Here is a 12,351-nt window from a genome sequence, read left to right on the forward strand (position 1 = left end):
CAACAGCCCGAGCCGAAAGAAGCCACTGACAGCCGCCAGGCTGACAGAGAAGACTGAAACACCCGCCGTACAGACCGTGTGGAAAGCGCTACCATGCGCTTTCCACACTGCCTGAAACGAGAACTTTCCATGACCGATGAATTCAGCGAAGCGCAGGCCAGCGTCCTGATCGGCACCGCCGAGAAAATGATCGAGATCTGGAATCGCCTCTCTCCCGAGAAACAAGCCGCTTTGCTCGCCCGCTTCGGCACCCAGGAAAATGCGCTGGCCGCCCTGGTCACCACGCAACTGGTCGCTCCCGTCAAAGCTGAATGACACCGCCCGGTAAATAGTTTTACTTTTTCACAACCGACGACCGTCCACACCGCTATCATAAGCAGCCTATCTATCCTGCTTTACCGTGGACCTTTACCCATGCCTGAAAACCAGCGCCCCCTGGCGGTCACGCTGCAAGTCGTTTCCATCGTCCTTTTCACCTTCATTGGCTACCTGAACATCGGCATCCCCCTGGCCGTATTGCCCGGTTACGTCCACAGCGACCTGGGCTTCGGCGCGGTGATCGCGGGTCTGGTGATCAGCGTGCAATACCTGGCCACCCTGCTCAGCCGCCCCTATGCCGGGAAGATCATCGACAACAAGGGCAGCAAACTGGCTGTGATGTATGGCCTGGCCGGTTGCGGCTTGAGCGGTGTGTTCATGCTGCTCTCGGCCTGGACCCAGAGCCTGCCGACCTTGAGCCTGATCAGCCTGTTGATCGGCCGCCTGGTGCTCGGCAGCGCCGAAAGCCTGGTGGGCTCGGGCTCGATTGGCTGGGGCATCGGCCGGGTCGGTGCGGCGAACACCGCCAAGGTCATCTCCTGGAACGGTATCGCCAGCTATGGCGCACTGGCTGTCGGCGCGCCCCTGGGCGTGCTGCTCGTCCATCAACTGGGCTTGTGGAGCATGGGGGTGAGCATTGTATTGCTGGCCGTTCTCGGCCTGCTGCTGGCCTGGCCGAAAACCGCCGCACCGATCGTTGCCGGTGAGCGCCTGCCGTTCATGCATGTGCTGGGGCGAGTCTTCCCCCACGGTTGCGGCCTGGCCCTGGGCTCCATCGGCTTCGGCACCATTGCCACCTTCATCACCTTGTATTACGCCACGCAACACTGGGACAACGCGGTGCTGTGCCTAAGCCTGTTCGGCGCCAGCTTCATCGGCGCGCGCTTGCTGTTCGGCAACCTGATCAACCGCCTCGGCGGCTTTCGCGTGGCCATTGCCTGCCTGTCAGTGGAAACCCTGGGATTGCTCCTGCTGTGGCTGGCACCGGATGCCCATTGGGCACTGGCGGGTGCGGCGCTGAGCGGCTTCGGCTTTTCGCTGGTGTTTCCGGCACTGGGCGTGGAGGCGGTCAACCTGGTCCCGGCCTCCAGCCGTGGTGCAGCGGTCGGCGCCTATTCGCTGTTCATCGACTTGTCGCTGGGGATCACCGGGCCGCTGGCCGGGGCGATTGCCGCCGGGTTCGGGTTCGCTTCGATCTTCCTGTTCGCCGCCCTCGCCGCGCTCAGCGGTTTGATGCTGAGCCTATACCTGTACCGGCAGGCGCCGAAGCAACGCGAAGCGCGGGACGCCCGCTAGAAGTCGACCTTGCCGCGCCCGGCCTTGATGTTGCCGCGCTTGCTCTTGGATTCGAGGCGACGGGTCTTCGAGCCGAGGGTCGGCTTGGTCGGACGGCGCTTTTTCTCGACCTTGGTGGCGCTGAGGATCAACTCGGTCAGCCGCAACAGCGCATCGGCGCGGTTCTGCTCCTGCGTCCGGTACTGCTGGGCCTTGATGATCAACACACCGTCGCTGGTGATGCGACTGTCGCGAAGCGCCAGCAGCCGCTCCTTGTAGAACTCGGGCAAGGACGACGCCGGAATGTCGAAGCGCAGGTGCACGGCGCTGGAAACCTTGTTGACGTTCTGCCCACCCGCGCCCTGGGCTCGAATGGCCGTCAACTCGATCTCGGCATCCGGCAGTTGCACGTTGTTGGAAATCACCAGCATGGAAAAGCGTCCGTATTCAGAGTGTGCAGGATACCGCGAATGAGTGTCAGGAACGCAGCAGAACCAATGTGGGAGCGGGCTTGCTCGCGAATGCGGAGTGTCAGTCGACTTGAATGCTGACGGTTAAACCGCTTTCGCGAGCAAGCCCGCTCCCACAAAGGGATTTATGTGAACCCCGAAAACAACAAACCCGGCACTTGGCCGGGTTTGTTGTTTCTGCGACTGCGTTACTTCACTGCAGCCTGCAATGCATGTTGCGCACTGCGCTTGTTCTTGATGCCGTAGCAGACCCACATGAACACGAGCCACACCGGAATCGCGTACACCGATGTCTGGATCCCCGGAATCAACAACATCACACCAAGGATGAACAACACGAACGCCAGGCAGATGTAGTTGCCGTACGGATACCACAAGGCCTTGAACAGTGGCGTTTGTTTTGTCTTGTTCATGTGTTGGCGGAACTTGAAGTGCGAGTAGCTGATCATCGCCCAGTTGATCACCAGGGTGGCCACCACCAGCGACATCAGCAGTTCCAGCGCGCTGTGCGGAATCAGGTAGTTCAGCAGTACCGCGATCAGAGTCACGGCGGCCGAGGCCAGGATCGAGCGCACCGGCACACCGCGCTTGTCGATCTTCGCCAATGCCTTTGGCGCATCGCCTTGCTCGGCCATCCCCAGCAGCATGCGGCTGTTGCAGTAGGTGCCGCTGTTGTACACCGACAGCGCAGCGGTCAGGACCACGAAGTTGAGGATGTGCGCGGCGGTATTGCTGCCCAGCATCGAGAACACTTGCACGAACGGGCTGCCGCTATAGGAATCACCGGAAGCGTTCAGGGTGGTCAGCAAGCTGTCCCACGGCGTCAACGACAGCAGGATCACCAATGCACCGATGTAGAAAATCAGGATCCGGTAGATCACCTGGTTGATCGCTTTCGGAATCACGGTTTTCGGTTTGTCGGCTTCGGCAGCGGTGAAACCGAGCATTTCCAGGCCACCGAAGGAAAACATGATGAAAGCCATGGCCATCACCAGACCCGTGACACCGTTCGGGAAGAAGCCACCGTGGGACCACAGGTTGCTGACCGCAGCTTGCGGGCCGCCATTGCCACTGACCAGCAGGTAGCTGCCCAGAGCGATCATGCCGACGATCGCCACGACCTTGATGATCGCAAACCAGAACTCGGCCTCGCCAAAGACTTTGACGTTGGCCAGGTTGATGGCGTTGATCAGCACGAAGAAGGCAGCTGCGGAGGCCCAGGTCGGGATGTCCGGCGCCCAGTAGTGGATGTATTTGCCGACCGCGGTCAGCTCGGACATACCCACCAGAACGTACAGGATCCAGCAGTTCCAGCCCGACAGGAAGCCGGCAAAGCCGCCCCAGTACTTGTGCGCGAAGTGACTGAAGGAGCCGGCCACCGGATCTTCGACGATCATTTCACCCAGTTGGCGCATGATCATGAAGGCGATGAAGCCGCAGATGGCGTAGCCGAGGATCATCGACGGGCCGGCGGATTTCAGCACCCCGGCCGAGCCGAGGAACAAGCCGGTACCGATCGCGCCACCGAGGGCGATTAATTGAATGTGGCGATTTTTCAGGCCGCGTTTCAGCTCGCCTGATTGCGGGTTTTGTCCACTCATGAAAAGGGTCTCACGCAAGGTTTGATGATGTTCAGTAGACGTTGCTGCTCAAGAAAGGCGTTAAGCGGCACCGATCAAACCCCAGCGCAGGCACCAGGAGTTCAGCGTAATTACAACGGTCATGCGTCACCTGTTTGTTTTTATCTGTGACGAAATCGAACCCGACACGCTCGTGACGCGACGGAGTGAACAAGGCGGATAGCCCTGAGGGTTGCGCAGATGCGCAGGAGGTCACAGGTAAAACGCGGCGCATTGTACACCTGTAACCCCCTGCTGCCAGACCCGCTGGACAAGCGTGTCTATGGCCGGGATTGCCTGTGTCCGCCCCGAGAGGCTCGGGCGGCTGCAAAAAATGGATCAGATCCTTGCGGATCATCGACGGGAAAGGCAGGAAAACCGCCTCTCGCGGAGAGATGGAGTTGGATTGCGGCGTTCATTGCGCCTCCTTTTTGTTATGCACCTGCACGACAGGCATGGCACGCATCTGACCCTGCATGACGTGTTGAAACAAGCGGGCTAGAAGGCTGGAAGGAGGATAGAAGGCGCTGATGCGTAAGCGTTTTCTTACGGCATACGGGGATAACCGAATCCACGGGGTTAATCGGCGGATTTCGTCAGGATTTCTTTACAGCGTGTAATTTTGATTTTCCACTTCGGACATCTCTTTGCTTCGACTGGCGCTTTCGCGAGCAAGCCCGCTCCCACAATGAATTGCATTTCGACCAAACAACTCCGCCCCCTGTGGGAGCGGGCTTGCTCGCGAAGGCGGCAACAAAATCAACAAAGACATAAAGCCAGGCAAAAAAAAACGCCAACCCGAAGGTTGGCGTTTTTGACTTGTCGCTAACAGCTTACCGCTGCCTCACTCCGGCTTGCGACGACCGAAGCCTGGACGCTGGCCGGAACCGGCCGGTGCGCCACGGCGTTTGCCCGATGGCGTGTCACCGTCGACCAGCTTGATCCCCGGACGCTTCGGCGCAGGCTTGGCCGGGCGCTTGGTGTCGGCCGGGCGATCGGCTACCGGCGTACCACGACCTTCGCCACGCTCGGTACGGCCGTTGGCCGGACGTGGCGTACGTGGAGCGCGTTCGCCGTCCTGACGGGCAGCAGGCTTGCGCCCTGGACGCTCGCCTTCGATCTGCGGCTCGCGGCTGGCACGAGGCGCGGCAGGTGCGGCGGCTGCACCAGTGGCTGGACGCAGGGTACGAACGCGCTCGGTCTTGGCCATCGGACGCGACGACTTGCGCTGCATCCGGTCAAGCTTGTCCTTGCTCTTGGCGTTCATCTGCGGCATCGCGACCGGCGTCAGGCCGACCTCGGCACTCAGGATGTCGACTTCGTACTGGCTCATTTCGCGCCAGCGGCCCATCGGCAGATCGGAGTTGAGGAACACCGGGCCGAAACGCACGCGCTTCAGACGGCTGACCACCAGGCCCTGGGATTCCCACAGGCGACGAACTTCGCGGTTACGACCTTCCATCACCACGCAGTGATACCAGTGGTTGAAACCTTCACCGCCTGGCGCCTGCTTGATGTCGGTGAACTTGGCCGGGCCGTCTTCAAGGACAACACCAGCCTTCAGACGCTCGATCATCTCGTCATCGACTTCACCACGCACACGTACCGCATATTCACGGTCCATTTCGTAGGAAGGGTGCATCAGGCGGTTAGCCAGCTCACCGTCAGTGGTGAACATCAGCAGACCGGTGGTGTTGATGTCCAGACGACCGATGTTGATCCAGCGGCCTTCTTTCGGGCGCGGCATCTTGTCGAACACGGTCGGACGGCCTTCCGGGTCAACGCGGGTGCAGATCTCGCCGTCGGGCTTGTTGTACATGATCACGCGGCGGACCGACTCGGCAGCCTCTTCGCGCTTGATCACCTTGCCATCGATGGTGATGGCGTCGTGCATGTCGACACGCTGGCCAAGGGTGGCGTCTTTGCCGTTGACCTTGATGCGGCCGTGGCTGATCCAGGCTTCCACGTCACGGCGCGAGCCGACGCCGATACGGGCGAGGACTTTCTGCAGTTTTTCGCCTGCTGGGCCGATTGGCTGGTCGTCTTGCTGGTCTTTGATACTCATCTGGGCACCTCCCGGTGTGGTCTGAAAACTGGGTACTTGGGCGAAGGGATCGCCGAAGGGTCGCGAATCATACGCGCATGAGGGCGTTTGCGCATCAGAGACTAGCCGATCAAGGCAAGGTTATTTGTTTTTCCGCCGACCGGTGACATGTGACTTACCACCATGACCTTGTGGGAGCGGGCTTGCTCGCGAATGCGTCAGGTCAGCCAACAAAGATGTCGACTGACACGCCCTCTTCGCGAGCAAGCCCGCTCCCACAATGGATCTCCATAGTTCTCAAGAATCGTATCAATCTTCGAACTGGCGCCGTTCGGCCTCGATGGCTTCGGCCAGGGCCTGGGCTTCGGCTTCTTCGTCCGACAATTCGGGCTCGGGTTTCGGTTGTTCGAGAGCGGCAACGGCGGCCAGGAGCTTTTCCCGGGCTTCGGCGACACCGAGGATGTCGTCTTCTTGATCCGGTTCAATTTCCGGTTCAGGCTCGGGCTGTGCCGCTTCGACTTCTGGCTCGATAACCGACTGTTCCGGATCGAATTCAGGCGACGCCCCATCACGCAGCAAATCGTCGAAATCGGTCTTGATCCCCTCCTCCATGCTGTCCAGTTCCAGCAGCAGTGTGTGGAAACTGGTTTCTTCCTTGGGTTCTTCCGGTTCGGCACTGGCGTCGGCCAGTTCCTGCAGGGCTGCCGGTACCGGGGCATCATCGAAGTCGAGCACCGGATCCGGTTCCAGCTCGCGCAGTTCCGCCAGCGGTGGCAGGTCGTCGAGGTTCTTCAGGTTGAAGTGATCAAGGAACGCCTTGGTGGTGGCGAACATCGCCGGTTTGCCGGGCACATCGCGGTAGCCGACGATGCGAATCCACTCGCGTTCCATCAAGGTCTTGACGATATTGCTGTTGACCGCCACGCCCCGCACGTCTTCGATTTCACCGCGGGTGATCGGCTGGCGATAGGCAATCAGCGCCATGGTTTCCAGCATGGCACGGGAGTAACGCTGCGGGCGCTCTTCCCACAGACGCCCGACCCAAGGCGCATACTTCTCGCGAATTTGCAGGCGATACCCCGAGGCCACTTCCTTGAGTTCAAACGCGCGGCCATCGCAGGACTTGGCGAGAATCGTCAGGGCCTTCTTGAAGACCGGCGGTTCCGGGCGCTCGCCTTCCTCGAAGAGTTCGAACAGGCTTTCCAAAGATTGCGGCTTTCCCGAGGCCAACAGAAAGGCTTCAAGCAAGGGTGCCAGATCACGGGGTTCAGTCAGGTTCATGTTTCGACTCGTTATTCGGCTCGGGCTCGCACGTGGATCGCGGCAAATGGCTCATTCTGCACCAGCTCGACCAGGGATTCCTTGACCAATTCAAGGATCGCCATAAAGGTCACCACCACCCCCAGGCGCCCTTCTTCAGCGGTGAACAGCTCGACAAACGGTACGAAACCGCCGCCCTTGAGGCGCTCCAGCACATCGCTCATGCGTTCGCGGGTCGACAGCGCTTCGCGGCTGACCTGATGGCTTTCGAACATGTCGCCACGGCGCAACACCTCGGCCATGGACAACAGCAGCTCTGACAAGCGCACATCCGGCAACAGCTTGCGCGCCCGGGCCTCCGGGGCGTCCAGCTTGGGCACCACCACATCACGGCCGACGCGACTCAGGCCGTCGATGCCTTCGGCGGCAGCCTTGAAACGCTCGTACTCCTGCAAGCGGCGGATCAGTTCGGCGCGCGGGTCTTCCTCTTCGTCTTCGACGGTTTCGGCCCGCGGCAACAGCATCCGCGACTTGATCTCGGCCAGCATCGCGGCCATCACCAGGTATTCGGCGGCCAGCTCCAGGCGCACCGACTGCATCAATTCGACGTAGCCCATGTACTGGCGAGTGATTTCCGCCACCGGGATGTCGAGGATGTTGATGTTCTGTTTGCGGATCAGATACAGCAGCAGGTCGAGCGGGCCTTCGAACGCCTCGAGAAAGACTTCGAGGGCATCCGGCGGGATGTACAGGTCCAGCGGCATTTCCATGACCGCCTGGCCATAGACCATGGCGAAGGGCAGTTCCTGCTGGGCTCCGGCCTGACTGTCGACGGGTTCTACTGCGGACATCTAGGCCTCGACCATGAACGGCGCAGGGTCGCCGCAACCAACGCGAATGACTTCCGGCTCGCCGTCGGCGAGGCTGATCACGGTGGACGCCTTGATCCCGCCGAAACCGCCGTCGATGATCAGATCGACCTGATGTTCGAGCAACTGGCGCATTTCGTGGGGATCGCTCAACGGATCTTCATCGCCTGGCATGATCAGGGTTACGCTCATCAACGGCTCGCCCAGTTCAGCCAGCAGCGCCAGGGCAATCGGGTGGCTCGGCACACGCAGGCCGATGGTGCGCTTCTTCGGGTGCAACAACAGCCGCGGCACTTCGCGGGTGGCATTGAGAATGAAGGTATACGGCCCCGGCAGATGGGCCTTGAGAATGCGGAAAGTGCCGGTGTCGATCTTGGCGAACAGCCCCAGTTGCGACAGGTCGCTGCAAATCAGCGCGAAGTTGTGCTTTTCATCCAGCTGCCGCAGACGCCGAACGCGCTCCACGGCTACCTTGTCGCCGATCTGGCAACCTATGGCGTAGGAAGAGTCCGTGGGATAAATCACCACCCCGCCCTTGCGGATGATCTCGACTGCCTGTTTGATCAGGCGCGCTTGCGGGTTTTCCGGATGAATCTGGAAAAATTGACTCACATTCTCTACCTGTTCAGACGGCGGCAATAATTGGGTCATGTTTGAATCGACACCATAGCGGTGGCAGATCCTCCGGGAGTGGCCGGTATTCACCGATCTCCGACCAGCCCCCGGGGCCATGAAAATCACTGCCGGCACTGACCAGCAGACCGAACTCGCGGGCCAGAATGGCCAGGCTGCCCACTTGCTCGGCAGGCTGGTAACCATTGACCACTTCGATGGCGTGGCCCCCTGCTTGAATATAGTCGGCAATCAGGCGACGTCGCTTGCTGCGCGTGAATTCATAGTGCCATGGGTGTGCCAGACTGACCCAGGCCTTGGCCGCGCGCAGGGTTTCGACGGTTTCCTCCAGGGTCGGCCAGTGTTGCTTGACGTCGCCCAGCTTGCCGGCGCCCAGCCATTTGCGGAACGCCTCGGCGCGATCCTTGACGAAACCTTCACGCACCATCCAGTCGGCGAAATGCGGGCGAGCCGGCGCGTTACCGCTGTCGCCCAGCTCCTGCTGGATCTCCCGGGCGCCATCCAGCGCCCCCGGCATGCCTTTCAATGCCAGTTTGCGGCTGATTTCCTCGGAGCGTAGCCAGCGGCCATCATGCAATCTGGCGATGGCCTCGACCAACGGCGCGGCGTTGACGTCAAAACCGTAGCCCAGGATATGAATGGTCGCGCCGCCCCAGGTGCAGGACAATTCGACGCCGTTGACCAGTTGCATCCCCAGCGCGGTAGCCGCGTGCCGGGCCTCGTCGAGGCCCTCAAGGGTGTCGTGATCGGTCAAGGCCAGGACTCGCACGCCTTTCTCGAACGCCCGCGCCACCAGAACCGCAGGCGCCAGGGCGCCATCGGAGGCCGTGCTATGGCAGTGCAAATCAACATTCACAGGGCTTTGTAACCTCAAATCAGCTGGCGCTATCGCGCGCCCATATGTTTGTTATTATGCCGCCACATCCTGCTTCTGGCTGCCACTGTGAAACAATTCATCGATTTCATCCCGCTACTGCTGTTTTTCATCGTCTTCAAAATCGACCCACAGGTCGTCGACATCGCCGGTCATGAGATCACTGTAGGCGGTATTTACAGCGCCACCGCGATGCTGATCGTCAGTTCACTGGTGGTCTACGGCACACTGTTCATCAAGCAGCGCAAGCTGGAGAAGAGCCAGTGGCTGACCCTGATCGCCTGCCTGGTCTTCGGCAGCCTGACGCTGGCGTTCCACAGCGAGACGTTCCTTAAGTGGAAAGCCCCGGTGGTCAACTGGCTGTTCGCCCTTGCGTTCATCGGCAGCCACTTCGTCGGTGACAGCCTGCTGATCAAACGCATCATGGGCCACGCGCTGACCTTGCCGGAGCCGGTCTGGACGCGCCTGAACATCGCCTGGATCGCCTTCTTCCTGTTTTGCGGTGCCGCCAACCTGTTTGTCGCGTTCACCTTCCAGAGCTACTGGGTCGACTTCAAGGTCTTCGGCAGCCTGGGCATGACTTTGCTGTTCCTGATCGGCCAGGGCATCTACCTGTCCCGTCATCTGCACGATGCCGACACCACAACGCCAAAAACCGAGGACTGACATGCTTTACGCAATCATTGCCACAGACGTCGCCAACTCCCTGGAAGCCCGCCTGGCCGCTCGGCCTGCACACCTCGAGCGCCTGCAAGCGCTCAAGGGCGAAGGTCGCATCGTACTGGCCGGCCCACATCCGGCGATCGACAGCAATGATCCGGGCGCGGCGGGTTTCACCGGCAGCCTGATCGTCGCCGAATTCGATTCCCTGAGCGCCGCCCAGGCCTGGGCCGACGCTGATCCGTACATCGCTGCTGGCGTCTACGCCAACGTTCTGGTCAAGCCGTTCAAGCAAGTCCTGCCGTAACTTTCTTCTCGCAATGCCCCCACGCGGTGAACCATATCGGTTCATCGCGTTCTCAATCGCTCATTATTCTCGTTTGCCGGCCGACAACTTTCCCAATACTCGTATTGGAACCAGGAGTCGCCATGCGCAAGGGTCCGTTGTGCCTGATGTTGGTCACGTTGTCGATCGTGGCGCCCGCCCACGGTGAAGAAAACGCCGAGGGGGGCAACTCGACGCCGCTTTCCTTGAGCGCTGGAAGCCAGATCACCGAGCTGCAGCAACGCTTGAAAGAAAGCGAACGGCAACGGGAAGAACTGAACAAACAATTGCAAACTGCCGATGGCGAACGCGAAAGCCCGCTCCTGGCCCGGTTGCGCCAGGAGAACCAGCGTTTGAAGCTGCAACTCAAGGAAGCCCAGGCCAGCAGTCCGCTGCCGCGCCTGCTGACCGACCAGCAACAATGGTTCGTCATTGGCGCCGGGGTAGCGCTATTGGCCCTGCTCTGCGGTATCTTCGCCAGTGGAGCAAGTCGAAAACGTCGACAATGGCTAAATTGAGTGAGTCATGAGCGAGCTGTTACTTATTGATGATGACCAGGAGCTGTGTGAGCTCCTGAGCAGTTGGCTGAGCCAGGAAGGGTTTCAGGTTCGGGCCTGTCACGACGGCCAGAGCGCACGCCGCGCGCTGGCTGAAACCGCCCCGGCGGCCGTGGTGCTGGATGTGATGTTGCCCGATGGCAGCGGCCTGGAACTGCTCAAGCAGTTGCGCAGCGATCACCCGGACTTGCCCGTACTGATGCTCTCGGCCCGAGGCGAACCGCTGGACCGTATCCTCGGCCTGGAACTCGGCGCCGACGATTACCTGGCCAAGCCCTGCGACCCACGGGAACTGACCGCCCGCTTGCGCGCAGTCCTGCGTCGTAGCCACCCGGCGGCGGTGTCCAGCCAGATGGAACTGGGCGACCTGTGTTTCAGCCCGGTGCGCGGCGTGGTCAGCATCGACGAACAGGAATTCACCCTCACCGTCTCCGAAAGCCGCCTGCTGGAAGCCTTGCTCAAGCAACCGGGCGAGCCCCTGGACAAACAGGAACTGGCGCAGATCGCCCTCGGCCGCAAGCTGACCCTGTACGACCGCAGCCTGGACATGCACGTCAGCAACCTGCGCAAGAAGATCGGCCCACACCCCGATGGTCGCCCCCGCATCGTGGCCCTGCGCAGCCGCGGTTACTACTACAGCCTGTAGGAGCAGCCGGTCGACGCTCGATTGCTCGCGATGGTCTCACAGTCAACGCGCCTTTCCAGACAGCACGCGTAATCGTTCAACTCCATCGCGAGCTCGCTCCTACAGCAAGGCACCTGGACGTTTTGTCAGGTCGGCGCAAAATCATCTTTACCCAAGCTTTACGTACCGCTGACCGCCGCTGACCTTGATCTGCGTAATCTGTACTCATCCGGAACGTACCGGGAACGAGACAAGGAGATACACCATGCGCAAGACTCTTATCGCTCTGATGTTCGCTGCTGCCCTGCCGACCGTTGCCATGGCCATGCCTGAAGGCACGGGCCCCATGGGTGGGTCGATGGACGGTTCGCGCCACGGCGGTCAGATGCACGGCATGCACGGCAAAGGTCCGTACAGTGAACTGGACCTGAGCCGCGAACAGCGCGAGCAGATCCGCAAGATCATGGGCGAGCAGATGCACGAGCGTAAGCAACTGGTCGATAAGTACCTGGAGAAACTCTCGCCAGCCGACCAGAAAGCCATGAAGGACGAGATGGCCGCCAACCACAAGAAAGCGGAAGCGGATGTGCGCGCCTTGCTGAAACCTGATCAACAGAAGAAATTCGACGAGATCCAGAAAAAACAGGCCGAACGTCGCGCCGAGTGGGCCGAGTTCAAGGCCTGGAAAGCGCAACAACCGCAAAAAGCGCAATAATACGCTGACCCCGGACCCGACGGCTGAACACCGTTGGGTCTGACACCACACAATTCACTGTGGGAGCGGGCTTGCTCGCGAAGGCGGAGTATCAGTCACCATTGTTC

General features: G+C 60.6%; 14 protein-coding genes. 7 read left to right on the forward strand and 7 right to left on the reverse strand.

Features of this window, described 5'->3' with window-relative positions:
- Nucleotides 1–129 precede the first annotated feature (129 nt).
- The gene (locus KGB29_RS14520; RefSeq protein ID WP_057715925.1) at nt 130–315 is read left to right on the forward strand and encodes a hypothetical protein; all 186 of its coding nucleotides are present in this window, start codon (nt 130–132) and stop codon (nt 313–315) included.
- Between the two features lie 99 nt (nt 316–414).
- Complete coding sequence (locus KGB29_RS14525) at nt 415–1,614, forward strand: MFS transporter (RefSeq protein WP_150813398.1); 1,200 nt, start codon at nt 415–417, stop codon at nt 1,612–1,614.
- On the opposite strand, the gene arfB is transcribed toward KGB29_RS14525, so the two are convergent.
- The 7 genes from arfB to KGB29_RS14560 all read right to left on the reverse strand — a co-directional run bounded on the left by arfB (nt 1,611) and on the right by KGB29_RS14560 (nt 9,344).
- Complete coding sequence (gene arfB, locus KGB29_RS14530) at nt 1,611–2,024, reverse strand: alternative ribosome rescue aminoacyl-tRNA hydrolase ArfB (protein WP_057715927.1); 414 nt, start codon at nt 2,022–2,024, stop codon at nt 1,611–1,613. The two genes, KGB29_RS14525 and arfB, sit on opposite strands and share 4 nt — an antisense overlap.
- A 227-nt stretch (nt 2,025–2,251) precedes the next feature.
- Nucleotides 2,252–3,664: an amino acid permease gene (locus KGB29_RS14535; RefSeq protein WP_154947160.1), complete on the reverse strand. Its 1,413-nt coding sequence runs from the start codon at nt 3,662–3,664 to the stop codon at nt 2,252–2,254.
- 862 nt (nt 3,665–4,526) lie between these two features.
- Nucleotides 4,527–5,747, reverse strand: coding sequence for a 23S rRNA pseudouridine(2605) synthase RluB (gene rluB, locus KGB29_RS14540; RefSeq protein ID WP_154947159.1), 1,221 nt, complete (start codon nt 5,745–5,747; stop codon nt 4,527–4,529).
- A 288-nt stretch (nt 5,748–6,035) separates the two neighbouring features.
- Entirely contained in the window at nt 6,036–7,007 is a 972-nt protein-coding gene (gene scpB / locus KGB29_RS14545) for an SMC-Scp complex subunit ScpB (protein ID WP_154860773.1), read from the reverse strand.
- Nucleotides 7,008–7,018: 11 nt separating this feature from the next.
- On the reverse strand, nt 7,019–7,777 hold the full coding sequence (locus KGB29_RS14550; RefSeq protein ID WP_172435389.1) for a segregation and condensation protein A: 759 nt from the start codon (nt 7,775–7,777) through the stop codon (nt 7,019–7,021).
- 60 nt (nt 7,778–7,837) lie between these two features.
- Complete coding sequence (locus KGB29_RS14555; protein WP_032829738.1) at nt 7,838–8,467, reverse strand: L-threonylcarbamoyladenylate synthase; 630 nt, start codon at nt 8,465–8,467, stop codon at nt 7,838–7,840.
- Nucleotides 8,468–8,480: 13 nt separating this feature from the next.
- The gene (locus KGB29_RS14560; protein ID WP_150813395.1) at nt 8,481–9,344 is read right to left on the reverse strand and encodes a PHP domain-containing protein; all 864 of its coding nucleotides are present in this window, start codon (nt 9,342–9,344) and stop codon (nt 8,481–8,483) included.
- Between the two features lie 87 nt (nt 9,345–9,431).
- Between KGB29_RS14560 and KGB29_RS14565 the strand changes: the two genes are divergently transcribed.
- The 5 genes from KGB29_RS14565 to KGB29_RS14585 all read left to right on the forward strand — a co-directional run bounded on the left by KGB29_RS14565 (nt 9,432) and on the right by KGB29_RS14585 (nt 12,244).
- Nucleotides 9,432–10,028, forward strand: coding sequence for a septation protein A (locus tag KGB29_RS14565; protein ID WP_057715933.1), 597 nt, complete (start codon nt 9,432–9,434; stop codon nt 10,026–10,028).
- A gap of 1 nt (nt 10,029) precedes the next feature.
- Nucleotides 10,030–10,329: a YciI family protein gene (locus KGB29_RS14570; RefSeq protein ID WP_053156484.1), complete on the forward strand. Its 300-nt coding sequence runs from the start codon at nt 10,030–10,032 to the stop codon at nt 10,327–10,329.
- Between the two features lie 122 nt (nt 10,330–10,451).
- Entirely contained in the window at nt 10,452–10,865 is a 414-nt protein-coding gene (locus tag KGB29_RS14575; RefSeq protein WP_057715935.1) for a hypothetical protein, read from the forward strand.
- A gap of 7 nt (nt 10,866–10,872) precedes the next feature.
- A complete protein-coding gene (locus KGB29_RS14580) occupies nt 10,873–11,550 on the forward strand; it encodes a response regulator transcription factor (protein ID WP_007984138.1) in 678 nt (225 codons plus the stop codon).
- 244 nt (nt 11,551–11,794) lie between these two features.
- Nucleotides 11,795–12,244 carry a Spy/CpxP family protein refolding chaperone gene (locus KGB29_RS14585; RefSeq protein WP_090453778.1) on the forward strand — a complete coding sequence of 150 codons (450 nt, stop codon included), beginning with the start codon at nt 11,795–11,797 and terminating at the stop codon, nt 12,242–12,244.
- The last annotated feature ends 107 nt before the right edge of the window (nt 12,245–12,351 follow it).

It is taken from the genome of Pseudomonas sp. BF-B-30 (genome assembly GCF_019956305.1).
GTDB lineage: Bacteria > Pseudomonadota > Gammaproteobacteria > Pseudomonadales > Pseudomonadaceae > Aquipseudomonas > Aquipseudomonas jessenii.

Bases quoted from the DNA above. Each gene is read 5' to 3' on its own strand.
- KGB29_RS14520 (WP_057715925.1), top strand. From the start codon at position 130: ATGACCGATGAATTCAGCGAAGCGCAGGCCAGCGTCCTGATCGGCACC.
- KGB29_RS14525 (WP_150813398.1), top strand. From the start codon at position 415: ATGCCTGAAAACCAGCGCCCCCTGGCGGTCACGCTGCAAGTCGTTTCC.
- arfB (WP_057715927.1), bottom strand. From the start codon at position 2,024: ATGCTGGTGATTTCCAACAACGTGCAACTGCCGGATGCCGAGATCGAG.
- KGB29_RS14535 (WP_154947160.1), bottom strand. From the start codon at position 3,664: ATGAGTGGACAAAACCCGCAATCAGGCGAGCTGAAACGCGGCCTGAAA.
- rluB (WP_154947159.1), bottom strand. From the start codon at position 5,747: ATGAGTATCAAAGACCAGCAAGACGACCAGCCAATCGGCCCAGCAGGC.
- scpB (WP_154860773.1), bottom strand. From the start codon at position 7,007: ATGAACCTGACTGAACCCCGTGATCTGGCACCCTTGCTTGAAGCCTTT.
- KGB29_RS14550 (WP_172435389.1), bottom strand. From the start codon at position 7,777: ATGGTCTATGGCCAGGCGGTCATGGAAATGCCGCTGGACCTGTACATC.
- KGB29_RS14570 (WP_053156484.1), top strand. From the start codon at position 10,030: ATGCTTTACGCAATCATTGCCACAGACGTCGCCAACTCCCTGGAAGCC.
- KGB29_RS14575 (WP_057715935.1), top strand. From the start codon at position 10,452: ATGCGCAAGGGTCCGTTGTGCCTGATGTTGGTCACGTTGTCGATCGTG.
- KGB29_RS14580 (WP_007984138.1), top strand. From the start codon at position 10,873: ATGAGCGAGCTGTTACTTATTGATGATGACCAGGAGCTGTGTGAGCTC.
- KGB29_RS14585 (WP_090453778.1), top strand. From the start codon at position 11,795: ATGCGCAAGACTCTTATCGCTCTGATGTTCGCTGCTGCCCTGCCGACC.